Source organism: Paenibacillus woosongensis, assembly GCF_009725165.1.
Classification (GTDB): Bacteria; Bacillota; Bacilli; order Paenibacillales; family Paenibacillaceae; genus Fontibacillus; species Fontibacillus woosongensis.
In genome coordinates, this window is record NZ_WNZW01000003.1 from 396,472 (window position 1) to 422,292 (window position 25,821).

General features: G+C 46.5%; 23 protein-coding genes. 18 read left to right on the top strand and 5 right to left on the bottom strand.

What is annotated here, in order from left to right; translation table 11 throughout:
- Window positions 1-9 precede the first annotated feature (9 nt).
- Entirely contained in the window at window positions 10-990 is a 981-nt protein-coding gene (locus tag GNP95_RS12730; protein ID WP_155611230.1) for an aldo/keto reductase, read from the top strand.
- Window positions 991-1,077: 87 nt separating this feature from the next.
- Window positions 1,078-2,199, top strand: coding sequence for a tetratricopeptide repeat-containing glycosyltransferase family 2 protein (locus GNP95_RS12735; RefSeq protein ID WP_155611231.1), 1,122 nt, complete (start codon window positions 1,078-1,080; stop codon window positions 2,197-2,199).
- Between the two features lie 4 nt (window positions 2,200-2,203).
- Here the strand turns inward: GNP95_RS12735 and GNP95_RS26600 are convergent, their stop codons facing one another.
- Together GNP95_RS26600 and GNP95_RS12745 are read right to left on the bottom strand one after the other, a co-directional pair.
- Window positions 2,204-2,995, bottom strand: coding sequence for a collagen-like protein (locus tag GNP95_RS26600; protein WP_330163386.1), 792 nt, complete (start codon window positions 2,993-2,995; stop codon window positions 2,204-2,206).
- Window positions 2,996-3,529: 534 nt separating this feature from the next.
- Window positions 3,530-4,291 (bottom strand): YheC/YheD family protein, encoded by a 762-nt coding sequence (locus GNP95_RS12745; protein WP_155611232.1) that lies wholly within the window; start codon window positions 4,289-4,291, stop codon window positions 3,530-3,532.
- Window positions 4,292-4,525: 234 nt separating this feature from the next.
- Here GNP95_RS12745 and GNP95_RS12750 point away from each other — a divergent pair, with 234 nt between their 5' ends.
- From GNP95_RS12750 to GNP95_RS12785, 8 genes are all read left to right on the top strand, one after another.
- Window positions 4,526-5,617, top strand: a complete 1,092-nt coding sequence (locus GNP95_RS12750; RefSeq protein ID WP_330163387.1) for a glycosyltransferase family 4 protein — start codon at window positions 4,526-4,528, stop codon at window positions 5,615-5,617.
- A 191-nt stretch (window positions 5,618-5,808) separates the two neighbouring features.
- Window positions 5,809-8,991: a bifunctional cytochrome P450/NADPH--P450 reductase gene (locus GNP95_RS12755; protein ID WP_155611233.1), complete on the top strand. Its 3,183-nt coding sequence runs from the start codon at window positions 5,809-5,811 to the stop codon at window positions 8,989-8,991.
- Window positions 8,992-9,472: 481 nt separating this feature from the next.
- The gene (locus GNP95_RS12760) at window positions 9,473-10,315 is read left to right on the top strand and encodes an SPL family radical SAM protein (protein ID WP_330163388.1); all 843 of its coding nucleotides are present in this window, start codon (window positions 9,473-9,475) and stop codon (window positions 10,313-10,315) included.
- A gap of 104 nt (window positions 10,316-10,419) precedes the next feature.
- Window positions 10,420-10,860, top strand: coding sequence for a MarR family winged helix-turn-helix transcriptional regulator (locus GNP95_RS12765; protein WP_155611234.1), 441 nt, complete (start codon window positions 10,420-10,422; stop codon window positions 10,858-10,860).
- 139 nt (window positions 10,861-10,999) lie between these two features.
- The gene (locus GNP95_RS12770) at window positions 11,000-12,022 is read left to right on the top strand and encodes an NADH:flavin oxidoreductase/NADH oxidase (protein ID WP_330163403.1); all 1,023 of its coding nucleotides are present in this window, start codon (window positions 11,000-11,002) and stop codon (window positions 12,020-12,022) included.
- Window positions 12,023-12,119: 97 nt separating this feature from the next.
- The gene (locus GNP95_RS12775; protein ID WP_155611236.1) at window positions 12,120-12,422 is read left to right on the top strand and encodes a Dabb family protein; all 303 of its coding nucleotides are present in this window, start codon (window positions 12,120-12,122) and stop codon (window positions 12,420-12,422) included.
- 62 nt (window positions 12,423-12,484) lie between these two features.
- Complete coding sequence (locus GNP95_RS12780) at window positions 12,485-12,985, top strand: GNAT family N-acetyltransferase (RefSeq protein WP_155611237.1); 501 nt, start codon at window positions 12,485-12,487, stop codon at window positions 12,983-12,985.
- A gap of 151 nt (window positions 12,986-13,136) precedes the next feature.
- Entirely contained in the window at window positions 13,137-14,027 is an 891-nt protein-coding gene (locus GNP95_RS12785; protein WP_155611238.1) for a hypothetical protein, read from the top strand.
- A gap of 24 nt (window positions 14,028-14,051) precedes the next feature.
- Here the strand turns inward: GNP95_RS12785 and GNP95_RS12790 are convergent, their stop codons facing one another.
- Together GNP95_RS12790 and GNP95_RS12795 are read right to left on the bottom strand one after the other, a co-directional pair.
- Window positions 14,052-15,443: an aldehyde dehydrogenase gene (locus GNP95_RS12790; RefSeq protein WP_155611239.1), complete on the bottom strand. Its 1,392-nt coding sequence runs from the start codon at window positions 15,441-15,443 to the stop codon at window positions 14,052-14,054.
- Window positions 15,444-15,463: 20 nt separating this feature from the next.
- Window positions 15,464-15,766, bottom strand: a complete 303-nt coding sequence (locus GNP95_RS12795; protein ID WP_155611240.1) for an ArsR/SmtB family transcription factor — start codon at window positions 15,764-15,766, stop codon at window positions 15,464-15,466.
- Window positions 15,767-15,956: 190 nt separating this feature from the next.
- Here GNP95_RS12795 and GNP95_RS12800 point away from each other — a divergent pair, with 190 nt between their 5' ends.
- The 4 genes from GNP95_RS12800 to GNP95_RS12815 all read left to right on the top strand — a co-directional run bounded on the left by GNP95_RS12800 (window position 15,957) and on the right by GNP95_RS12815 (window position 19,277).
- The gene (locus tag GNP95_RS12800; RefSeq protein WP_155611241.1) at window positions 15,957-17,495 is read left to right on the top strand and encodes a hypothetical protein; all 1,539 of its coding nucleotides are present in this window, start codon (window positions 15,957-15,959) and stop codon (window positions 17,493-17,495) included.
- Between the two features lie 180 nt (window positions 17,496-17,675).
- Window positions 17,676-18,491, top strand: coding sequence for an undecaprenyl-diphosphate phosphatase (locus GNP95_RS12805; protein ID WP_155611242.1), 816 nt, complete (start codon window positions 17,676-17,678; stop codon window positions 18,489-18,491).
- A gap of 119 nt (window positions 18,492-18,610) precedes the next feature.
- On the top strand, window positions 18,611-19,021 hold the full coding sequence (locus GNP95_RS12810) for a MerR family transcriptional regulator (protein ID WP_155611243.1): 411 nt from the start codon (window positions 18,611-18,613) through the stop codon (window positions 19,019-19,021).
- Window positions 19,014-19,277 (top strand): hypothetical protein, encoded by a 264-nt coding sequence (locus GNP95_RS12815; RefSeq protein WP_155611244.1) that lies wholly within the window; start codon window positions 19,014-19,016, stop codon window positions 19,275-19,277. Before GNP95_RS12810 ends, GNP95_RS12815 begins: the two co-directional genes overlap by 8 nt.
- Before the next feature lie 65 nt (window positions 19,278-19,342).
- Here GNP95_RS12815 and GNP95_RS12820 read toward each other — a convergent pair whose 3' ends face one another.
- Complete coding sequence (locus GNP95_RS12820) at window positions 19,343-20,974, bottom strand: catalase (RefSeq protein WP_155611323.1); 1,632 nt, start codon at window positions 20,972-20,974, stop codon at window positions 19,343-19,345.
- Window positions 20,975-21,480: 506 nt separating this feature from the next.
- On the opposite strand from GNP95_RS12820, the gene GNP95_RS12825 reads away from it, so the two are divergent.
- The 4 genes from GNP95_RS12825 to GNP95_RS12840 all read left to right on the top strand — a co-directional run bounded on the left by GNP95_RS12825 (window position 21,481) and on the right by GNP95_RS12840 (window position 25,817).
- Window positions 21,481-22,509: an ROK family protein gene (locus GNP95_RS12825; RefSeq protein WP_330163389.1), complete on the top strand. Its 1,029-nt coding sequence runs from the start codon at window positions 21,481-21,483 to the stop codon at window positions 22,507-22,509.
- A gap of 20 nt (window positions 22,510-22,529) precedes the next feature.
- Entirely contained in the window at window positions 22,530-23,768 is a 1,239-nt protein-coding gene (locus tag GNP95_RS12830) for an MFS transporter (RefSeq protein ID WP_330163390.1), read from the top strand.
- 131 nt (window positions 23,769-23,899) lie between these two features.
- Window positions 23,900-24,910 carry an AraC family transcriptional regulator gene (locus tag GNP95_RS12835; protein WP_155611245.1) on the top strand — a complete coding sequence of 337 codons (1,011 nt, stop codon included), beginning with the start codon at window positions 23,900-23,902 and terminating at the stop codon, window positions 24,908-24,910.
- A 112-nt stretch (window positions 24,911-25,022) separates the two neighbouring features.
- A complete protein-coding gene (locus tag GNP95_RS12840; RefSeq protein WP_155611326.1) occupies window positions 25,023-25,817 on the top strand; it encodes an SDR family NAD(P)-dependent oxidoreductase in 795 nt (264 codons plus the stop codon).
- Window positions 25,818-25,821 lie beyond the last annotated feature (4 nt).

Genomic DNA, 25,821 nt, shown 5'->3' on the forward strand with positions numbered 1-25,821 from the left:
CAGAATCGAATGGAATATGTAAAGCTCGGTAATACCGGAATCGATGTATCGCGGCTATGTCTTGGCTGTATGGGGTTTGGCGTAGCAGAACGATGGATACATCCATGGGTGCTTGATGAAGAGCGCAGTCGTCCCATAATAAAGGAGGCGCTGGAGCAGGGGATTAACTTCTTTGATACGGCGAATGTATATTCCGATGGAACAAGTGAGGAAATCGTAGGTCGGGCCTTGAAGGATTATGCTAACCGGGATGAAATTGTCCTCGCGACGAAGGTTTATTTTCAGATGCACCAGGGGCCTAACGGTTCGGGACTTTCCCGTAAGGCCATTATGAGTGAAGTAGACAAGAGCTTGAAAAGGCTCGGGACGGACTATATTGATTTGTATCAAATTCATCGATGGGACTACAATACGCCGATTGAAGAAACGATGGAAGCGTTGCATGATGTCGTGAAGGCTGGGAAGGTGAGATACATTGGTGCTTCTGCGATGCACGCCTGGCGGTTTCTAAAGGCAAACTATACCGCGGAGAGAAATGGATGGACCCGTTTTGTATCCATGCAGAATCATTACAATCTCCTATACCGGGAAGAAGAACGGGAGATGATGCCGTTATGTAAGGAAGAAAAAATCGGCGTGATTCCATATAGTCCGCTCGCATCGGGCAGATTGACACGCGATTGGTCAGAAGCAACCCATCGTTCCGAAACGGATCAGGTACAGAAATCCAAATACGATGCCATGGCTGATGCCGACCGCCTGATCGTCGAGCGTCTTGCAGCCATCGCAGAGGAACGGGGAGTTCCCCGCGTGCAAATTGCACTAGCCTGGCTCTTGCAGAAGGAGCCGGTGACGGCGCCGATCATCGGTGCTACGAAAACTTCGCATCTCAAGGATGCGGCAGCTGCTCTGGCTATTAGGCTAACGCCTGAGGAAGTGGCCTCGCTTGAAGAACCGTATATTCCTCATGCTGTCGTTGGATATAATTAAATGGTTTGCCCGAAACCATGCAGAACCATTTGATCCGTTTGTCATAAACTAATTGGAGGTGAAGACGAAACGGAGGTGGGAAAGGCTTTGGCCACGATAAGCCTTTGCATGATCGTTAGGAATGAAGAAGAAACTATAGCGCGATGTCTCTCATCTGTTCAACCGATCGTGGATGAAATGATTATTGTAGATACGGGTTCATCCGATAAGACCATCGAAATTGTCAGCGAATTCACGCCCCATGTGTATCATTTTCAGTGGATTGATGACTTTGCTGAAGCAAGGAACTATTCCTTCAGTAAAGCGACCATGGATTATATTTTATGGCTGGATGCCGACGATGTTCTGTCCGTCGACAATATTCATAAACTGATGCTTCTTAAGAATGCCCTGGACGCCTCGGTGGATTCCGTCATGATGAAGTATATATTGGATCGGGATGAGTACGGCAAGCCGAGTTATAGCGTCAAAAGAAACAGGCTCGTTCGTAGAGAAAGAGACTTCAAATGGAAAGGATTCGTGCATGAATATCTGGAGGTAGGCGGCAATATTATGGACTCCGATATTGAGGTCGAGCATCATAGTATAAAAACAACGGCATCCGATCGTAATCTTAAAATATATGAGAAACACGATGCTGACGGAAAACGGTTTACACCACGCGATCTGTATTATTATGCAAATGAGCTCTACGATCATGGGTTGTATAAAAGGGCGATGAGATATTATCGCCGATTTCTCCGAACTGGCCAAGGCTGGGTGGAGGACAACATCCAAGCCTGCGGCAAACTGTCCGACTGCTGTCATTTCTTAGGCGAGCACGACAAATCACTGGATTGGGCATTTCGCTCATTTCATTATGATGCTCCCAGGGCAGATCTTTGTTGCCGCATCGGATATTATTTCATGCAAAAGAAGCAGTGGGATCGGTCGATTTTCTGGTATAAAACGGCTTCAAGGCTCGATCTGCCCAAAGAGATGCAAGGATTCGTTAATTACGCATGCTGGACATGGCTTCCACATTTACAGCTTTGCGTATGCTACTCCAACCTCGGGCAATATGAATTGGCTTACGAGCACAATGAACTAGCGAGAACCTATCGTCCAGACGATCGGCAAATTCTGCATAACAAGGAATATTTAGAGACAGTCAGGGCTTCTTTGAAACAAGGCGTTACAGCATTTGAGGTAACGCCTTGCTCTGAATGATAGGCTAGATATTAATAACAGCAGCAGTGAGTGCTCCCTGATTAATGGTAATGGTCTGACCACCTGACAAAGCGTTGCCGGTTACCTGCAGAGTATACGTATGCGTTCCCACAGGAGGTGCTTCATCGCAAGTAGTGAAAGCCGTAGTAATCGGGCTATTGGCGGACACGGGCGTATCGCTTGCGGTATCAATAACCGTGGTTCCATCGCGAAGAATCGTAAAAGTAATCGTCGGGTTGGCCGAACTTGGCGTCCAGGTTGTAGATGCTACTAACCAAACTCGGTTGGTTGGTGCAGCTACATTGACGGTTACAGTTCCCAGTGTTGCCGTCGGGGCTCCTGAAGTTAAAGTAATACCGCTAAAACGCGAACAGTCAAAGGATGAGAAAATTCCAGCCGGCCCCGTTGCTCCTGTAGCGCCTGTCGCACCTGTCGCACCGGTGGCGCCAGTAGCCCCGGCAGGCCCTGCTGGCCCTGCTGGCCCCGTTGGTCCCTGTGGGCCCTGTGGGCCTCCTGCAGGTCCTGTGGCGCCAGTGGCACCTGTAGGCCCAGGTGGTCCAGGGATGCCCTGGGCTCCATTCAATCCTGGAGGGCCTGTTACTCCTGTAGCTCCCGTCGCACCAGTAGCTCCCGTAGCGCCTTTGACTCCAGCGGGTCCAATAGGTCCTAGCGGGCCGACTGGCCCCGCTGGCCCAACAGGCCCTGCAGGTCCTGCAGGCCCGGCAGGTCCAACGGGTCCTGTCGGAGCCTTGACGACAATTTTTGGCGGCGGGCAAATAAGTTTTTTCTTCACCACAAAACGTTTTTTTCCTCTTTTAAACCGGCATATCTGCTTTCTTATTCTTTTTACTTTACAATGATTGATTCTCAATGGGTGTACACCTCCTGTTTTGCTATATCGTATGGCAAACATGGAGATCCGGAATGGACGAATGTATCGTAGACTTAAGCGGATTTGCACCGGCCTAGTCCACTTCAAAAAGCGACATGCAGTGTTGTTAATCCTTGTGAGCTTAAGGTAGAGCTCCATACCACCTTCTCGCGTGGGATGTTGAGCCGCAGGCCAGGCATACGTGTCAATAAAGATGCTCTCGCCTGCGGCTAACACCTGGTCAAGCAGCTCGTCGGCAATTTCCTGCACACGCGGACGCAGGCTCTCTATAAATCTAGGACGGGTCTGAATCGGAATAACTGGATAATGAGAGCATCGAACGGCTGGTTCTTGCAATGGAGCTGCTGTTGAAGTCAAATTTCCCTAAAATGGCCGGCAACCTGTCGATGTTTTACAAGCCAAAACGCTAATAAAGGGATATAAAAAAGAAAAACCGCCTCAGCGGTTCAGGGTAACAGCTCTTTTATAACGAATTACTTTTCTGTACATCGATTTATCCTTCAATTTGTTGAATATATAGGGATCCGGATTGGTGTTTACCTCAATAATCCAGGGTGTCCAGGTATGATCGAAGCCAATATCCAGACCTATTTGGCGTATCCCGGGATACTTTTTTTGAAGAGATTTTGCCGTAGTTACACCTAGCTCGTTAAGCGTATGAATCTTCTTTTGAATTTCGCTATTTGAGATGTGGGCAGCGAAGAGGCGTTTGGTATCCATGAGGGTGCCGCCGCTGTGATAATTGGTCACTATTTTATTAGGATGCGCCACTCTTCCAATAATCCCCGTTGTTTCCCATGTTCCTTTTGGATTCAGCTGCACCATGACCCTCGTATCAAAATGGCGTTTGTTATATTTCAATAGATGAATGCCCTTCTGGATAAGATAGCTTTTCTTGTTCGTATAATTTTGGATGGAGTTGTAAAATGATTTGTAATCCTTAAAGGTTTTCTCCGTTGTTCCAATTTGGTACGCATATTCACCGCTTTTTAGCAGCCTTGCACGTATAACTCCATTCCCATGAGTCCCGAGCTCTGGTTTAATATATACCATGCTATAAAGCCTCAGCATTTTATTCAAGGTGGAGTAGTTGAATTTCCGGGTATCCGGAATAAAGGGGAGAACATGTTTGCTTTTTAGAAGCGCCTTTGTTTTGGCCCATTTATTCATCACTACCCTACAAGTTTTCTTAACGCTCATCCTCTAGATCCCTCCCGATATACTTGCTGCCTTGTTGCATTAATTCGTTCATCATCTCACATTCTATGTGTGCTCCCCCTTGCGGGAGTAGGCAATTTAAACATTTTACATAAAGCAAATCCTCTACTGTAAAAAGGGCAGGCAACAAGGTGAACAGACTATACCCATTCCAGAAGATTGAATAAATATAGTAGTGTTCATGCACAATTCGTGCTCTGAGAGGGTGGGAAAAGAGTGAAAATCTTGATCGTTGCCCCAGAACAGATCCCTGTTCCTGGAAACGGATCGGTAGAAATATGTATTCTTGCTATTGCCAAACAGCTTGCAAGCAAATATAAGGTAACTATTATAAGCAGAGCTTCAAAGGGATTGCCCGCTCAAAGCAACGAGGGCGGCGTTAACATCGTAAGAGTACAATCGGGCAGCTCCAAGGTTTACATTGCCTCTGTTCTTCGCTATATTCAGGGGAAGTTTTTTGACATCATTCAAGTCGACAATCGTCCTCATTATATGGCAGCCATCCAACAGGCTTTTCCCAAAATGAAGGTTGCCTTATTCCTGCATTCTCTTACATTTGTACCGCCTAACGGCAGTGTTGCAAGAAGCTTGAGGCATGCCAAGCTTATTATTGCCAACAGCAGTTCACTGAAGCAAAGGTTAACGAAACGTTTCCCCGATGTGGCCTCGAAAATTCGAACCGTGGAACTTGGGGTTGATGCGAGCAGATTTCGCCCTGCAACCATAGCTGATCGAGCAAGGTACAGGAAAATGTATGGCTTAGGCGACAGATTTACGGCTCTGTTTGTAGGGCGCGTTATTCCGCGCAAAGGTGTTCCTATACTGCTCAAAGCGGCCAGTATTGCCGGGAAGGAAGTTCCTGTTCAAGTGGTTGTTGCGGGACGGGGGAGCGCTTCGTACATGAAGCAGCTAAGAGCTACAGCCTCCAGGTTGAACGTATCTGTAAAGTGGATCGGGAAGCAGAAACATTCCGATATTCATAAGGTATATCAGATTGCGGATTGTTTCGTTTGCCCCTCCCAAAAGCATGAAGCCTTTGGACTGGTGAATGTGGAAGCCATGGCGTCGGGATTGCCTGTAATTGCTTCTAAAATAGGCGGGATACCCGAAATTGTGAAACATGAGAGCCATGGTTTTCTGGTTGACGAATATCGGCGTGCTGAACGGTTTGCACCCTATTTAATCAGACTGGGAAAAAATAAAGAACTGAGACACGGAATTGGAACCAAAGCGAGAAACAGCGTCCTTCAGCATTTTACATGGCGGCAAACCGCCGACAAGCTATTGTCGATATATTCGCAAAAATAGGAGCTTGTACCCTCAAGGCGAAAAGCGTTCATCATTCGGACGCTTTTTGTTTTGGTTCTTAAAGACTATTTTTGCATTTAATGCAAATTTGTGTATACTTGTATGGCAGTAGGAGATCTAATCGAGATGAACTCTTTTTTTGTGGAATTTATTGATGTTGCATATATCAAACAAAAAGGAGAAAACCACAGATGGATAAGCAGACGAATCATATTATTCCCCAACCGAAAACCAAAGGCATTCTCGGCAATCTTCCTGACATTGACACGGATCAGCCCGTCCAATCTTTAGTGAAGCTGGCTAAGGAATACGGGCCTATTTTTAGAGTAGAGCTGCCGGGCGGACACCTCACGCTCATATCCGGGCACCAGCTCGTCGAGGAGGCATGCGATCAGTCCAGGTTTGACAAGAACGTCTGGAGCCCGCTGCAAAGAGTGCGTGCTTTTACGGGCGACGGCTTGTTCACCAGCTGGACTTACGAACCGAATTGGCAGAAGGCCCATCACATTCTGCTCCCCAGCTTCAGTCAAAGAGCGATGCAAGGTTACCATAACATGATGGTGGACATCGCCTTGCAGCTCGTTCAGAAATGGGCACGGCTCAATCCGGACGAGGCGGTTCATGTCCCGGATGACATGACGCGCCTAACCCTGGATACGATCGGGCTCTGCGGTTTTAATTTCCGGTTTAACAGTTTCTACCGGGATCAGCCCCATCCGTTCGTCGTCAGTATGACCCGTGCCTTGGACGAAGCAATGAGCCAGGGACAAAGGCTCGGCATTCAAAATAAATTGATGCTCCTTACAAAGCGTCAATTCCAGCATGATATTCAATCGATGTTCTCGACCGTGGACAAAATCATTTCGGAACGGCGCGCCGGCAAAACGGAGAGTAAGGATGATTTGCTCGCCCATATGCTGACCAGCAAAGATCCGGAAACCGGAGAAATGCTGGATGACGAAAACATCCGTTACCAGATCATTACGTTCCTGATTGCTGGCCACGAGACGACGAGCGGCTTGCTATCGTTCGCCATATATTATCTCCTGAAAAATCCGGATAAGCTTCGCATAGCCCAGGAAGAGGTTGACCGGATTCTTACCGGTTCGGTTCCGACCTATAAGCAGGTCAGGGAATTGAAATACATTCGCATGATTTTGAACGAAAGTTTAAGGTTATGGCCGACGGCACCGGCGTTTTCTTTATATGCTAAAGAAGATACCGTCATCGGCGGGAAGTATGCCATTCCCAAAGACGATACGGTCACTGTGCTGATCCCCCAACTGCATCGCGACAAGGAGGTATGGGGAGATGATGTTGAAGCATTCCGTCCCGAGCGGTTCGAGGATGAGGGGAAGATCCCGCATCATGCCTTCAAGCCCTTCGGCAATGGCCAAAGGGCTTGCATCGGGCAGCAGTTTGCGCTGCATGAGGCCACGCTGACCCTAGGAATGGTGCTCAAGCACTTTGACTTGATCGACCATACCAATTACGAGCTAAAAGTCAAAGAGACGCTGACGCTGAAGCCGGATCAATTTACGATCCAGGTGAAGGTCAGACAGCAGCCGATAGCTGCTGCTGCGGCGGAGGAAGAGGCGCCCAAACCGCAGGACAGCGCGCTGAATATTGCAGCCAATCCAGAACTGAAGGGGCATAATACGCCATTGCTGGTGCTATACGGCTCCAATCTCGGGACGGCGGAAGGCATAGCGCGCGAGCTGGCGGAGCATGGAAAGATGCTTGGCTTCAATAGCGAATCGGCCAGTCTGGACTCACGAATCGGCAAACTGCCGACGGAGGGAGCAGTGATTATCGTCTCCGCTTCGTATAATGGCAACCCCCCGGATAACGGCAGACAGTTCGTGGAATGGTTGAGCGGGGAGGAAGAAGGAAAACTGCGAGGGGTGCATTATACCGTCTTCGGCTGCGGAGACCATAACTGGGCGAGCACGTATCAAAAAATTCCGATATATATTGATGAGCGTCTTGAAGCGCTCGGCGCTGCACGTTTGGTTGAGCGCGGGGGTGGCGATGCCAGCGGCGACTTTGAGAAAGAATATGAAGAGTGGAGAGAGAAGCTGTGGGCTGGCATCATGGAGGCTTTTGGGCTCACTTATAAGAAAGTGGATAAAAAAGAAAGCTCCCTCTCGATTAGCTATGTCAGCGGAATGACGGGCATGCCTTTAGCGGAGAGCTACGATGCCTTTCATGCTGAGGTCGTGCAGAACAAGGAGCTGCAGAGCCCTGAGAGCCCTAGAAGCACGCGGTACATTGAGATTAAATTGCCGGAAGGCGCTGATTATCAGGAAGGGGATCACTTGGGTGTGCTGCCGCGCAACCCCGCTGCTTTGATACAGCGGGTTGTCGAACGCTTTCATCTGAACACGGATGACCATTTGCTGTTGGAGGGCGGCGGGCGCAGCATCGCTCACTTGCCCCTGGGAAGACCGATCAGCTTACTGGATTTGCTGGGATACAGTGTCGAGCTGCAGGAGGCGGCCAGCCGTTCGCAATTGCGCGAAATAATGGCCTACACGACATGCCCGCCGCATAAGAAGGAGCTTGAAGCACTGCTGGAGGAGGAAACCTATAAGAATGAGGTGCTCCACAAAAGAGTCAGCATGCTGGAGCTGATTGAGAAGTATCCGGCCTGCGAGATGCCTTTTGACCGGTTTTTGGAGCTGCTTCCGCCTTTGAAGCCGAGATACTACTCGATCTCTAGTTCGCCTAAGGCTCTCGGGAACAGGCTCAGCATTACGGTCGGTGTAGTCGAAGGGCCCGCCCGCAGCGGTCATGGCCAATACCGCGGAATCGCTTCGAATTATTTGCGAGACCGTCAGGCCGGCGAATCGGTCGTCGTATTTCTGCGAAGACCCGGAGCCGGATTTGAACTCCCGGCGGACCCGCAAACGCCAATCATCATGGTTGGTCCTGGTACAGGCGTGGCGCCGTTCATCGGCTTCCTGCAGGCGCGAGAGGCCTTGCGAGCGGAAGGAGCCAAGCTTGGCGAGGCTCATCTGTATTTCGGCTGCAGAAAGCCTGAGGAAGATTTTATTTACAAGCAGGAGCTTGAAGGCTATGACCGTTCCGGTATCGTGAAGCTGCACACCGCTTTTTCCAGACAGGATCCTTTAGCCAAGCAGTATGTTCAGCATAAGCTGAACGAGAATCGGGAGACCATTATTTCACTACTGGAACAGGGAGGACGGCTGTATATATGCGGAGACGGCACACGCATGGCTCCAGATGTAGAGGCCACAATCCGTGAAGCGTATCGGGAAATTCGCGGCAAGACCGAAGAAGAAGCGGTTGCCTGGCTCGACGATCTTCTTCTAAAAGGGCAATACGCCAAGGACGTTTGGACGGGAGTCTAGAAAATACGCCCTCTAGATATTTACCCAAGTTTAAGTTTTGGAGATATCTAGGGGGTTATTTCGTCGTTCGTCCTAAATACTGTTATTATGGAATTGATATTATGAAGCCCCATGCTTTTATATTTGGCGTTCGGCAAGTGTGATGCTGGTGTTTCTGGTGTAGTGGTTACTGCGGTTACTGCGGATATTACAGTTGTTGATATTGCGGCTACTGTTTCTATTGCAAAATTCGTTTATCTCTAACGGCTGCCACAAACGTTAATCGATGAAATACGAGCTCTTAGTAATCCTAACGGTTGTAAATCCACGTTATTCATGCCAAAATCGTCACAACAGTAAAAAAGATTAGAATAGCCGCATATACAACCGTTAGATTCTCGAACAGTGAATTATCGGCGAAATAACCAAGATAACAACCATTAGATCACTTTAACCATCGGGAGAGAGTACTGGGTCGTTAAAGGGAGGGGGGAATTTATCAGTGCCAACTGAAATCAAAGAGAAGATCGCGAAAAAGATCCTTAGCGAAGCGAAGGGTTACCTTGATATCGGATTTACTCATTCCTTAAACCCATATGGCGGCTGTGCATTTGCATGTAAATATTGTTATGTCCGAGAAATGCCGATTCAAAAATTTAAGGAGATGCCTTGGGGAGAATGGGTGGACATCAAAACAAACGCCTCTGAAAATTACCGGAATGAAATCATCAAACTTCGCCGGAAGAACAAACCGGTAAATATATTTATGTCATCCGCAACAGACCCGTACCAACCGATCGAAGCTAAGGCAGCCTTGACTCGGCGGATTTTGGAGGAAATGATTGAAAATCCGCCGGATTTGCTCCAAATTCAAACGCGAAGCCCTTTAATTACAAGGGATATGGATTTGCTGATCGTACTAAAGGAACGATGTGAAGTTCTCGTATCGATGACGGTTGAAACAGACCGTGAAGATGTGAAGCGAATTTTTGCCCCGTATGCCCCCGGAATCAAATTGCGGCTTAAGGCGTTAAGGAAGCTGCATGATGCGGGCATTTTTACCCAGGCTGCACTTTCTCCGGTCCTGCCATTTACACCTGATTTCCCAGACGTACTGAAAGGAATTGTGGACCGAATCTGGATCGATACGTTAATGATCGGAGACGGCCTCATGGGCAGGCGTTCAGAAAGATTAGGCATGCCTCATTTATTTGAGACACATGATTTGTCCAAGTGGTATCAAAAGGATATTCATCTGCGGGTTGAAAAGTATTTTAAAGCTTCATTTCCCGGCGAAATGATCCGTATTTCTAAAAACGAAGCTTTCCCCATTCATAAAACGTGAACCTGTTTGACTATTCAAAATAAGATAGATAGAATAATGAATTAACATGTTTAAATAAGGGTACGATGCCTAAAGACGGGAAAGATGAGGTGAATGGAGTACGCATGAGCAGCCGCAGTAAAAGCGATCTCATAAATAGCTGGATGTCCATAACAAATCTCCAGACACAGATCAATAACAGCATTGAAGCAGAACTGCAAGCTAAGCATGACCTTTCACTAAAAGAGTTTTTTGTTTTATATCTTCTAGCCCAAACAGAGGATAAAAAGCTGCGTTTGCAAGAGCTTCAGGAGTGGGTTGGCCTCAGTCAAAGCGCCATATCACGGCTAGTTGGAAGATTAGAGGCCAAAAATTGCCGTACACTGCAAAGAGATGTATGTGAGAATGACCGCAGGGGAATATACACTTGTCTCACTCCTTCCGGAGAAGTGAAGTTTCAGGAATCGCTAGCTACGGTTGAGACTTTATTACGGGATAATCTCTCTAAGAAACAGTTATTGCAGGAATTGAGTTCAATCGCTGAGACTGTAAAAACATCGTTATGATTCTTGAAAACCTCAGATACGTTCTGAAGGTTTTTTTCTTTGTGCGGAACGTATTTGATGAAGTTGACAAAGAAATTTATCCGTGATAATTTATATGCGTGCGCATGCATTTAACTATGTTAATAAAGGAGTGGTTTTAGTGAACCATTTGTTTAGCCCATATCAAATTAAAGGTTTGGAATTAAAAAATCGTGTCGTCATGCCGCCGATGTGTCAATATTCCGTCGAGAATAAAGATGGCATAGCTGCCGACTGGCACTATCTGCATTATGTTAGCCGGGCCATTGGGGGAGCCGGGTTTATTATAATAGAAATGACCGATGTGGAACCCGATGGCCGTATTAGTGATTATGATTTAGGACTATGGTCTGATGAGCAAATTCCGGCGCTGGCGAGAATCGTAGAAGCATGCCATAAATACGGCGCCAAAGTTGGCATCCAAATTGCTCATGCCGGGAGAAAAGCGGAGGATGCGGCAGAGCCGGTCGCCCCGTCGGCCATTCCATTTGACACGGATTGGAAGACTCCGCGAGCTCTGACTACATCAGAAGTGAAAGATATGGTAGAGAAATTCCGTCAAGCTGTGAAACGTGCAGTTAAAGCTGGATTTGATGCGATTGAGATTCATGGTGCTCATGGGTACTTAATTCATCAATTCCATTCGCCGTTAACCAATCAGCGAGATGATGAATATGGAAAGGATCTTACGAAGTTTGGCCGGGAAATTATAGAAGCAGCTAAAGCTGAGATGCCCGATGACATGCCTTTAATGATGCGTATTTCAGCTAAAGAGTACGTTGAGGGCGGCTACGGAATCAACGAAAGCATTCAATTTGCTAAGCAATTTAAAGAGGCTGGAGTAGACATGTTTCATATTTCCTCTGGCGGAGAAGGCCCGATTAGCACTTCCGCTAAACCAGGCACACATGCTGCTTACCAGGTCCCCCTGGCTAGAGAAATAAAGGCTTCACTAGATATTCCGGTGATCGCTGTTGGCAGACTGGAAGATCCCATTCTGGCCAATGCAGTTATAGGCAATGAGGATGCCGATCTTGTTGCGATCGGAAGAGGAATGTTAAGGAACCCTTATTGGACGCTTGAAGCAGCAGCAGCTCTAAAGCAGGAAATTCCTGTTCCTAAGCAGTACACTACAGGATTTTAATCGTTTCCAGCAATGCTTATTTATAAATGAGAAAATTTTTGATACCATGGTAGAAATCAAACGCAACATATTGAACGGAATTTGAGGAGGAAATAGGATGAGTTCGATTAAACACATGGTTACATTCTCATTGCATTCTGGTAAAGATAATCCGGAAACAGAGGCTTTTTTGCAGATAAGCAGAGAAGAACTAGCAGCAATCCCTGGCGTTGAACAATTCGAGGTGTTTCGTCAGGTGAGCGCCAAGAACCCATTTGATTACGGATTCTCCATGGTATTTGCAGATCAGAGTGCTTACGACGCTTACAATAACCATCCGGTACATATTAAATATGTTGAGGAGCGTTGGAATACAAAAGTGAGTCGTTTTCAGGAGATTGATTTGGTTGTCCATAAATAAATATATATTCAGAAGGCAGCTAAAACAGCTGCCTTTTAGACTTTCAACAGGAGGATTCCTATATGCAGCTAACTTTAGCCAAAATCGAGACTAAGCAGGAAATTGCCTCCTTGGCGGAACTGGCCTCAGACATTTGGCGCGAATATTTTGTCGCGATTATTTCCAATGAACAAATCGATTATATGGTGGAGAAATTTCAATCCTATCCGGCGTTGACGGATCAAATCGCCAACCAGGGATATGAGTATTATTTTATGACCGTCCATGGCCAACCTATTGGCTATGTGGGCATCAAGCAGGAAGAGAGCAAGCTGTTTCTCAGCAAGTTTTATTTGCAGCAAGAGCATCGCGGCAAAGGATACGGCAGCCAGGCAATGGAGCTGCTGACGGATATTTGCCGAAGCCGGAATTTAGGCGCCATCTGGCTTACGGTCAACCGGCACAATGCATCTACGATCGCGGTATATGAGAAAAAAGGCTTTAAAACTATCCGCACGCAAGTGGCGGATATAGGAAACGGTTTTGTGATGGACGATTACGTCATGGAAAAAGAGCTGGATTGAGTATGAAGCGGCAAGCGGTTGTCACGGGATGGGTCCCGGTGAACAGCCGCTTTTTTGACGTCAATGCTGTGCAGGAAGAATCTTCTTGTCTATTTTTCCAATAAATCTTGGTAAGGTAGAGGATAGCCATTGATATGAGGTGATGAGTTGTATGAATAAGAAACACTGTTTGTTCTGCGATGAGATAGTTCCTACGAAAGCGGAAGGGGACTACGATGTATATTTAGGCTGTTCCTGTTCGCCCGGCGGGTTCTACAGCTTGCTGAGAGACAGCTACGAAACGATTCATTCGCTGCCATACCATAAGAAGCGCGACATGTTTCATCTCGTCTCCGCTTATATCCGGGAGCACACAGATCGCGAGGAGAAGGTCGCTCTATCAGAAGGCGATTTGGAAGCGATCGTCCATTCTCCGAACCTTCCTGTGACCATTGAAGATAAAGGCAACCGTCTGCTGCAATATTTATATAGACATTCCGAAGGCCCAGGGGAACCGGTTGTTATTCAACCGCTCTCCAGCAGCTATAACCTGACGTACTCTCCTAATCTGCAGGAGCTGGTATATATTATTGATAAGCTGAGGGCTGAGCAGCTGCTTATCAGGGAGGGAATGGCTTTTCAACTGACGGAAAAAGGATGGAGCGAGGCTGTTGCAACCGCTGGTGGAAAAAAATTAAAGCCATGCTCCGTGCTTATCGCGGATGGAGAGGACTTTCGAACGGAATGGCTGCAAATGCTGCTGCCCACTATAGAACAGTATGGTTTTCTGCCGAGTTTGCTTGCGCCTGAAGCAGCAGAGAACGCTAAGGCGTATTCTTTAGAGCAAATTACGGACAGTAAGCTAGTTGTTGCGGATTTAACCGGACAATCCCCTGGGGTGTATTTTGCGGCGGGATACGCGCTAGGTTTGAACATCCCTGTGATCTGGACCGTGAAAAGCAGCGATGCCGAAATGCTGCCTGTGAGATTCAAAGAGATCCGTCCCATCGTTTGGGATACGGCCGAAGAGCTGGCAGCATTTCTTCAACAGAGATTGGGTTGATAGCACAATGAGCCATGCTGCTCATCAACGCAAAACTTTTCTGATCCACTTCAGGTTATCCTTATATGGAGGAAATAAGATCTTCATGTCAAAATTTGTGTTCTTTTTCATGATGCTTTTCGTATGGGAGAACAGGTCAAAGCTGTATTTTCCATGATAAGCGCCAATGCCTGCCTCCCCAACTCCTCCAAACGGGAGGTTCGGATTGGCCACATGCGTGATGGTGTCATTGATACAGCCGCCGCCAAAGGAAATGCGGGTAAGCACTTCATTTTCGACACTTTGATCTTTCGTAAATAAATAGAGGCCAAGCGGTTTGGGACGGGAAATAACCATCTCAATCGCTTCGTCTAATTGTTCATAGCCCATAATGGGTAATATCGGGCCAAAGATTTCATCTTGCATCGCCGCATCGGACCAGGAAACGGCATCAAGAAGGGTAGGCTCGATATACAGGTCTTCTCGGAGTGTTTGGCCGCCGAACAGTACATTCGCTTGATCCTTTTCCAATATAGCGGCTAATCGATCGAACTGCCGTTCGTTGACGATGCGGCCGTAATCGCTGCTTTGTCGTGCATTCGCGCCGTAAAAGGATGTGATGGCCATTTTCATCTTTTCGATTAATTCTGCTTTAATTTCCGTGTGGGCGAGTACATAATCCGGAGCAATGCAGGTCTGGCCTGTGTTTATCAATTTGCCCCACATGATTCTCTTGGCTGCTGAGTCGATATCCGCTGTACGATCTACAAGGACAGGGCTTTTGCCGCCAAGCTCGAGCGTGACGGGGACGAGATTTTTAGCAGCGGCCTCCATGACGATTCTGCCCACAGGTACGCTTCCGGTAAAAAAGATATAGTCAAATGAAGCGTGTATTAGGACCGAGGTTGTTTCTCGTTCACCCTCAATTACGCGTATATAGTCTTCATCGAAAGTTTCCTGTATCAACGTCTTGACGGCGGCAGCCACGGTAGGGGTATTCTCGGAGGGCTTTAAGACGGCGCAATTACCTGCGGCAATCGCTCCGATCAGCGGTTCGATCAGCAATTGAAACGGATAATTGAACGGCCCGATGATCAAGACGGTTCCGTAGGGTTCCTTATACATGTAGCCGCGGGAGCCTATATGATAGAAGGGAGTTTTGACTTTCTGCGGCTTTGCCCATTTGCGCAAGTGTTTCATAGTATGACGGATGCTGTTCAGGGTATAGCCAATCTCCGTCGTGTAGGCTTCGAATTCGTTCTTTCGCAGGTCCTTGTATAAGGCCGAAAGCAAATTCTGCTCATGGCGCCGGATCGCATCGGACAACTTCTTTAGCCGGTCCAGACGGAATTGAACGCTTCGCGTTTGACCGTGGTTAAAATACCTGTGATGTTCTTGCAGAAATTGATCGGCCTGATTTGATGTTAAATAGTCCATTTGCTTCCTCCCATACGAATTTATATACAATCTCTTTCTAATGTGACCAATAATTCTCTTAACAGCTGCACGGATTCCTCCAGAGACAGGGAATAATAGCGCTGAGTGCCCTGTTGTTCGACCTGGACTACGCCCGCATTTTTGAGCAGCTTGAGATGGTGGGAGATTGCCGGCCGCGACAGGGACATTCGTTCCGTAATTTCATTCACTGTCAAACTGCCGTTTTCGGACAGCAGCAGCAGGATATCCTGACGATGCGCATCGCTTAAGGTTTGAAGAACAGGAAGGCATTCCCGGAAGATATTCAGAGCTTCTTTTCCCATGTCATTGTGTGACCTCACTTAATATGATTAAATGTTTAAACATTTCAACGGATTATTACAGTTGATGTTACTACATCAATTGGCGGAAAACAAGGAACAATCATATTCGCATCCTAGATATTAACATAATTCCTTTATTTAACCGATATTAATTGAGTTCAGTTTAAGCATGGGGAGGAAGAGAGAAATTATGAAATCAATGAAATTAATGAAATTAATGACGTGGATAGCTGTCATGGCAATGATAATATTGCTAACGGCTTGTACGTCGGCTGAAAAAGAGATATCAGGGGAGGCAGCGGAGACTATACCTGAGTTTACGCTCTTTGACAAGCAAACGAAAAACGTCATGAGCGAAGATGAAACGGTGCAAATTTCTGTTCCTGAAAATTGGATAACGAGAGAAGTCCCGCTGAACGGGAACAATCGCCTTGTCGTACATAATGATCAAGCTTCAATGATATTAAATATTATTCAGGAGCATCATGAAGATGTAAATGAAGATATGGATTTGGAAAAATGGGCAGAGGAATTCTATGCGGAAATAGGAGAAGTTACTATCCTAGAGGAGCGTGTGCCGCAGATCGATGGAGTAGCGGCTAGAGAGAAATTTATCAAGTTTGTACAGAACAATACGAATCAATTTTGGATGCAGACATTTCTAGAAAAGGATGGTGCATTCTATCTGATCTCAATAGCAATTTCTGAATCATCGTATTCCTCAAATAAAGAGGAATTACAGAAGATGACGGAGACCTTTAAAGTACTTAAGCCAGCGGAGAAGGAAGTATTTGACTCCACCAACAGTCAAACGATGTTTAATGATGATCAGTCATTACAAATCACAGTACCCTTAAATTGGAGGGAGGCTAGAACTGATATTAACCAAATTGGTGAATTCATCCTAAAAAATGACCGGAAAGCGGAATTTCTGCTTATGCGGGAGTTCGCCTCAGGAAAAACAGAGGAGATAACGGTTCAAGAAGTCGTAGATGGAAGATTCGAGAATTATAAACAATTCTACCAGGGTGAAATCATTGGCAGCAGGGAACTTCTAATAGATGGACGGCCTGCTTATCAACTGGAAGGCAGATGTGAATATAAGGGGGAGAAGCATGGTTTACTAATCACGGCACTGCAAAAAGATAATGCCTATTATGTTATGATGATTTCCAGCCCTATTGAGGATTTTCTTGTATACGAAAGAGAGTATAAACGGGTTTTAGAGTCCTTACATGTATTGAAAAAGGTGGAAGAGCAAAATAAATCTCATGGAATGGAAAATGAACAGCCTAAAGTATTTGATAATAAACTGGCTTCGATGAAGATCGAGCTTACAGAAGGATGGAAGAAAATAGACATAGATCAAGATGCGCAGTTACAGGCAATACATCCGGGAGACAATACGTGGTTTTATGCTTATGGTGAGAAAGTTTCCGAAGACGACGGCCTGACTGTAGAAGATCTATTTGAATTTTATAGTAGCGATTCTGGATTAGAAAATCCTAGATGGATGAAGCCTGAGCCGATAAAGATTCAAGCCTATGATGCAATCTACTTTAAAGGAACCGGAACGAGCGAAGGCACAAAAGCCACTATTATTGGAGCCATTACCCTTTCTTCGAGCCAATATACCTTTCTTATATTTGCAGGAAAGCAGGACGTAATGGAGGACAATGAAGCGTGGTTTAAGAAAGCATTAACCACTTATTCAGAACGGCTGTGGTAATGAATATTTAGCCTCATGCTAACTCTATATGGATATATTCTAAAACATGGCAGGTGACGAAATTGTCACTTGCCATGTGATTTTGTTATATTAATAGAACGCATGTTGATGATTTTCGGTGTACAATAAATGAATTAGTACAAGTCGCAAGATACATACAGTAATAAATATGGAGGGCTTATGGGAGAAACTGATATTTTATTTATTTTAAAAATGATCGTGATTGGGCTTGTTCAAGGCTTTACCGAACCCATTCCTGTATCGTCTAGCGGACATGTGATGATTGCGAGTGAGATTTTGGGGCTAGGTGAACAGGGGTTCACGTTTGCGATTTTAACGAACACCGCTTCACTGCTCGCCGTATTATGGATTTATCGCGAGGATATTCTACGTTTAATCCAAAATTCATTGCGCTATCTGCAAACAAAGGAGGCACGCTACAAAAGCGATTTCCGGTTTGTGCTGTTTATCATCATCGGTACGATTCCAGCAGGTTTTCTTGGGGTCGTTCTTAAGGATTTTATTGCAGACAGTGTAAGTATGACAACTATTGCAATCATGCTATTCGTTACAGGTATCGCCTTATTTCTTATCCGTAATATGAAAGGTGCGAAAGGCGAGGCAGATATGACGCTGAAGGATGCCATCTTAGTGGGCTTAGGGCAGGCCGTCGCACTTACACCTGGCATTAGCCGCTCGGGCGCTACAATTATTTCCGCCATTGCTTGCGGCATCAAACAGGATACAGCACTGCGCTTTGCCTTTATGCTCTATATCCCTGTCAGCCTTGGCGGCGTTGTACTGGGATTTTCCGATTTTATTAATGAACCGAATAAGGGCGAGCTTGCGATTCCATACATGGCGGCGTTTATGGCGACGCTGTTCATGACTTATTTCGCCATGAAATGGTTTATGGGAATTATGAAAAGAGGCAAGCTCATTTATTTCACGTATTATTGCTTTATAGTTGCCACTTTGCTGCTTATTTTCTTTTAGGCTAAATTAGGCTAAACCCAGTCCTGTAAGCGGACTGGGTTATTTATGTATATCAACAGCAACCTATTGACTCCGTAGCTAGGTACAGGGAGTAAGATGACCTTGAAGGAGGAGCGGGTATGGCATATTTAACGATTGGGGAATTGGCGAAGCGTGCCAGCGTAAACCTGGAAACGGTACGATATTATGAAAGACGCGGATTAATTGTTGAGCCGCCGCGGACGAAAGCGGGCTATCGCATATATGACGAATCTGCCGTGGACGATATTCGTTGGATTCGCCAGGCTCAGGCTATCGGCTTCACGCTGCAGGAGATATCCTATTTGAAGGCGATGCGTGACGGCGCTGCAAACTCGGAAGCGGAGATGCGCTGCCATGCTGAGGAAAAAATAACTGAAATCGAGAAGAAGATAGAGCAGCTTCAGGAGATGAAGACCCTTCTGGAGCGTGCAGTAACTCACTCCAGCGAGTCGTTTGCGACTTGCCCGCTCCTCCAAACCATAAAGCAAGGGAGGATATCCAATGAGTAAACAAATTGAGGTATACTCGGATGGGAGCAACCGCAGCAAATCGATCATCGAGTTGGTGAAAAAGCTGGCTTGTCCTAAATGCGAAATCGTTGTGCATAGCGAAACTGAGAAAAAAGGGCGATCCGGCCCGTCTGTGTGGATAGACGGCAAAGAAGTTGATATCGGCAAGCTGTCGGGCGGCGTAAATCATAGTCGCTTGTATAATGGGGACAGGAGTGGACAGCAAAGGGGAAAAGAGCTGGTTTTACAACAGTGATTGGGCGGAAAAGGAGTATAAAAGGCTGCAGCGACCGGTGTTACGGACGCTGCAGCCTTTTATCATCAGTATGGATCGGCTTCGCGGCTTTTCTCCACAGCCTCTTTGGTGGCTTCGTTTGCGGCTAATGAGCCTTGGCCAAATTTCGATTGGCCGGCTTCACGGCCAGGTAGCTGTTCGTCCTTCTTCATTCCCTGTATTTCTTTTATGACCCTGTCGATGCCTTCCTTAACGCGGCGGCCATAGTCTTCATCCGCCTGTGTGAAGTGGTGGATCATCGCTTCCTGAATTCGTTTGTCGCATACCGCAAGCGCTTCGGACAGGTTCTTGATCAGCTCGTCGCGCTCCCATTCTTCAAATGAGCGGTACGTATCGCCCGCTTGCCCATAGTTATTGGGACGATCGATCGGTGCGCTCATGGCCGCCGCATTATACGTCGGACGATGCTGCGGACGATCCTGCTGTCCAGCTTCCTGATAGCCGCCAATCATGGAAGGCTCGTAATTAATATGCGGATTTTCTCCGGACTCTTTGGGGTCACGGGTATCCATTTGGCCGCGATGCTGATTCGTGCGCACCAGTACCTTCGGTGCGTTCACGGGCAATTTCAAATAGTTGGCGCCTACGCGGTAGCGCTGCGTATCGGAATAAGAGAAGGTACGGCCCTGCAGCATTTTGTCGTCGGAGAAATCCATCCCGTCGACCAGTACCCCGGTACCAAAGGCAGCTTGCTCAATTTCTGCGTGAAAATCAACCGGATTGCGATCCAGAACCATTCGGCCGAGCGGCAGCCATGGGAACTTATCCTCCGGCCAGAGCTTCGTATCATCGAGCGGATCAAAATCCAGCTCCGGATGATACCCGTCCTCCATGATCTGGACGAAGAGCTCCCATTCCGGATAATCTCCGCGTTCAATCGCTTCATATAGATCCTGCGTCGCATGGCCGACGTTTTTTGCTTGGATTGCATTTGCTTCTTCTTGCGTCAAGTTGCGGATCCCTTGCTTCGGCTCCCAGTGATACTTCACCAGCACAGCCTCGCCCTTGTCATTAACCCATTTGTAGGTGTTGACGCCAGAACCCTGCATATGTCGGTATGTCGCTGGTATGCCCCATGGAGAGAACAGGAAGGTAATCATATGTGTTGCTTCAGGCGAACGGGAGACGAAGTCAAACATCCGCTGGGGATGCGCCACGTTCGAAGCAGGATCCGCTTTAAAAGCGTGAATCATATCAGGGAATTTCATCGCGTCACGTATGAAAAATATTTTGAGATTGTTGCCGACGAGATCCCAGTTGCCGTCTTCGGTATACATCTTCACCGCGAAGCCGCGCGGGTCTCTTGCGGTTTCCGGCGAATCCTTTGCCCCTGCCACCGTTGAGAAACGAACCATCAGCGGTGTTCTTTTTCCGGCACCAGAGAAGACCTTTGCTCGGGTGTACTTCTCTACCGGTTCATCTCCGACTTTGCCGTAGGTTTCAAAATACCCGAATGCTCCGGTTCCACGAGCATGAACTACACGCTCTGGCACCTCTTCACGGTCAAAATGGGAAATCTTCTCGATAAAGTGATAATTCTCAAGCGTAGCTGGACCGCGGTCACCAATCGTACGGATATTTTGGTTATCTTTTACCGGATGGCCTTGGCGTGTTGTCAACGTCTCACGCTTCACGTCGTGCTCGTGAGGTATCTTCATGTCATTATTCTCTCCCAAATGAAACCCTCCTTTAAGTAGTTAATCTAAATCTAATCTTAACCAATATTGGAAACGCATATTCAAATTTAGATCGGTATCGACTGTGTGACGTAATTAAACGCTGTGTTGTGCGCTAAATGGAATTCATGTATCTAATTATGCTCTAAACGAATATTTTAGGGGATTAGATGGAATTTATGCCCCTAAAATCAAGAATCCAGCGTACGAATGGCAACTCCACTTATTCTAAAGACATGAAATCCACTTAAATCTACTTACCCTTCTTAGCCAAAGAAACTAACTACTATAAATCCATTTAGATTAGTAGTTGAATCCGTTTCTTGCGCTGCCATCCCTATCTAATCATTCATATTATTCCGATATTTACGAAATATGACCAATGTCTAATCGTTCTTTGTTTTACAATTGACGGATCAAGAAAAGGAAGTTACAATCCGATTATTAAAATACTTTTAAAAAGTATTGTTGAAATGGGGTTATGCACAGTGCAGCCTGTCTCGTATAATACGAGTCAAGTGAAAAAAATGAACGTTGAGCTAGTAAAAAATGCGTTAAAAGCGCAGGGGACGGCAACCAAAGCATCTATTGCAAGCTTAACCGGCTTAAGCGTGGCCACATGCGGTACCATTTTAAACGAACTTGTGGCAATCGGCGAAGTGATTGAGGTGAAACCGGATGAATCAAGCGGCGGCCGGCCAGCGATGCAGTACGAGTATAACGCTGACTTTGGCTGCGTCGTTTGTTTGCTAATCAAGACCGAAGGCGGCATCCACTCGATTAGATACAGCATCGTTAATCTAGTGGGGGACACTGTCGAAGATGCCATATTAGAACTAAAGCATATCGATGTCGATGTGGTCGACAACCTTGTCGGCAAATTGCTCAATAAGCATGGCCATGCACAAGCTATTGGTATTGGAGTGCCCGGGGTGGCCCATTCCGGCGTAATCGGCGTTTGTGATGTCCCTGACCTTGCAGGCAAATCATTGGGTCCATACCTGGAAGAAAAATATTCAATCCCGGTTATGATTGAAAACGATATGAATATGACGGTCTACGGATTTTACCATTTACAAAACTTTGAAGAGGAAAAAACATTTGCCGTCGTTACGTTTCCCAAAAATCATTTTCCCGGTGCCGGTTTTATCGTAAACGGCCAAATTCTATCCGGTAACACGAAGTTCGCTGGAGAGGCTTCTTTTTTACCTTTTGGTATCTCCAGGGAGGAGCAGCTGCTGCAACTACACACCGATGAAGGCTTTATCCGGCTGGCAGTCCAAACACTCACCTCCATCATTGCATTGATTAACCCGGTATCCATAGCGATAACAGGGGATCTGCCCCGTGAGACACAGCTGGATAAAATCTATGAGGGTTGCTTGAGACACATCCCGAAAGAGCATATGCCGACGCTTTTTGTTAAAAACGATACGAACGAGGAATACATGAAAGGCATGGTGACGGAGACGCTGGAGAGCCTAGCCTATCGCCTGCGCATCATTGAAAAAAGATAACGGATAAGGAGCAGCTAAGAGTGAGGAAACGATCAGGAAAATTCAACAAAATATATGCCATGCAGCTCGCAACAATATTTATAGGATTCGTCATTTTCGGATTTTCGGAAAATATCAAAGGACCTGCTATTCCGCGAATTCAACTGGACTTTATGCTAAACGAAGCACAGCTTGGGACCTTGTTGTCCCTGAATGCGCTTGGCTATTTAATCGCTTGCTCTTTCACTGCCTATCTGACAAAGATATGGGGAATAAAGCGGGTAACGATTATTGCTTTTGCGGCGATGGCTGTCTCAGGTATATTCATTTTTTTCTCGCAGCACTATTCCTTGTTCTCGGCTTCTTATTTCTTAATGTATATTGGAAACGGGATGCTGGAGATTGGACTGGCTATTCTGGGCGCCCGCATCTTTGTGAAAAATACGGGAACGATGATGAATTTAAGCCATGGCTTCTACGGCCTTAGCTCGACAGTTGCACCGCTCATTGCGACGGGTCTAATGGAGGTTACGATCAACGGTTACACGCTGGACTGGCGAGGCATGTATCTGATCATGCTGCTCTTATCCGTCATACCAATCGTATTTGCGTTGTTTAGCACATTTCCCGGGGATGATATTGAACATGAGGATCGTGTACCTCTAAAAACAATGCTTAAGGATCCCGTCCTATGGCTAATGGTGCTTGTATTAACTTTTGGGGTCGTATCCGAACTGGCTGTCGGAGGCTGGCTCGTGAACTTCCTGGAAAAAGCTTATGGTTGGAGCACGGTATCCGCTTCAGGGATGTTATCTGCCTTTTTCCTGTGCTTTGCGCTTGCCCGGCTACTGCTTGGGCCGTTAACCGACAAAATTGGCTTTACCTTATCTTTGATTGTATTCTCGGGGTTATCAGCCGCATGTACTTTTGCAGCTATCTTTGGCGGAGAAAATGCAGCCTTTTTATTTGCAGCCGCTGGTATAGGCATTGCGATGATCTATCCAACGGTCATGGCTTTTATCGCTAGAAGATACCCGAAGGGCAGTGATACTGCAATTACGTTCACCGTTACATTGATGGGAGTAGGCAGCGTCATCGGCAACTATCTGATCGGGGGAGTGATCGAGGTCACGAAAGGCATTTTCGGAGCAGATACGCATATTGGCCTGTTCCGGGGCCTTCAGGCCGGCTATGGAGTTATAGGCTTATGCGCCGCGTTAAGTTCAGTTGCGGGAATTATTTTATATACTTATTTATACAAGCGGAAAGAAATCATTTAATCAAGATTGAACCGGCAGCCGAAGATCCGGCTGTCTTTTTTTAATGGAAGGAAAAATCTGCTTGTCTGTTTTCAAGAAAAGTTTTGATAAGGTTAAAGGAATGACTGTTGCAGAAAAGGAGGACCACATATATGAAATTACATTCCTCTGACCGTATTAAAATGCCGCTAGGATTTTGGGCAGGGTTGCGTCAACTAGGGATTTCCGACCATGACGTAGCTCGTAAAGCACAACTTCCACTCACTATGATTACTGAACCGGAAGTCACGGGCGCCCAATATTTCGCGATTTGGCAGGCCTATTCCGATCTCATTGGCGATACTGCCAAAGGAATCATCAAGCTTGCGACGGCCTTTGACACAGCGAAGTACCCACCGACCGTCTTAGCGACTTACCACGCTCGTGACTACCGCGACGCTCTGAACCGAATGGCTCGGTACAAGCAGTTGTGTCCACCCGAGAGCTTACGGATCACCGAGGAAGACGAGGACTGTACTATTGAGCTGGAATGGCAGGATACCGAGCGGCCTGGTCCGCCGATGCTGGTTGGCATCACGCTGGCATTCCTTCTGGAGCTCGGACGACGGGGCACAGGTCACCCGCTGACAGCGAAGCTCGTCGAATTCTCGCACTCTATGGGCGATTTACAGACCCTTGAAGCTTACTTCGGCTGCCGTATTCAGATCAATGCAAAGCATAATCGGTTGACGCTGCACCGAAGAGATTTGAGTCGCCCTTTTATCTCTTACAATAAAGAGCTGCTGGAGATTCTGACTCCATTCCTGGATCAGTCGCTTGATGAACAACAGCGCAGCCTTTCCATGACTGAGATGGTCAAATGGATCATGAAACGCAGCCTAACTGGAGGACGATTAAATATTCAGGCAGTCGCGAAGGAGCTCAGTATGAGCGATCGGACCCTGCAGCGTCGGCTGAATGACGAAAACACGAGCTTCAAGGAACTGATGATACAAGCTAGACGTGAGCAAGCACGAGAATACTTGGCAGACCCCTCGTTGGATATTAAAGAAGTGGCATATTTGATAGGTTATGAGGATCAGAACTCATTCTACCGCGCCTTCCGCCTTTGGGAAGGTGTTACCCCATCAAAATGGCGTACTCAGCATTTAGGGGCGAACTGATATTCATTTGGCGTGTTAAACAAGAAATTTGGCGCAGCAGGCTAGTTACCGGGCAATTCAGACAAGGTAATATAATCACTATCCGAAGCATAAAGGAGATATGGATTATATTATGGATATGGGATTAAACAATAAAACTGCTTTAGTTACGGGATCAACGAAAGGCATAGGTAAAGCCATTGCCATTGAACTTGCCAAGGAAGGTGTTAATGTCCTCATTAATGGACGAAATTACGAGGAAGTAGAACGAATTGTAAATGAAATCAAGTCAGATTTCCCGGCTACCTCTCCTCAAAATGCTGCAGCCGATATAGTAGATAAAGAGCAAAGAGAAGCTTTATTCGGGAAATTTCCCAATATTGATATTTTAGTGAACAACATGGGAATATATGAAATCATGCAATATGAAGACGCTGACGATGAAGTATGGGACAAATATATCCATACTAATGTTCTTGCTGCAAATGCCTTAACTAAATATTATTTGCCTAAAATGCTGCAAAATGATTTTGGCCGCGTTATCTTTATGGCGAGTGAAGAAGCCATGATGCCTTCGGGTAAAATGCCTCAATATGCAGTAACCAAATCCATGCTGTTATCACTGTCAAAAAGTTTATCTAAGTTAACGGTAGGAACAGAAGTTACGGTTAATACGGTCATGCCAGGACCGACACTGTCTGAAAATGTGCATCAAATTATTGCGGGGATATACCCGGATGAGGATATGTCTTTTTCAGAAAAAGAGAAAAAATTTATGGAGACAAACCTGCCTCAATCGGAATTACAGCGATTTATCAGGCCTATCGAAATAGGCAGACTGGTTGCATTTATATGCAGTCCTCATGCATCCGCATTTAAAGGTTCTCCGATCCGTATGGATGGGGGGATGGTGCCGACTATTATCTAGTGAA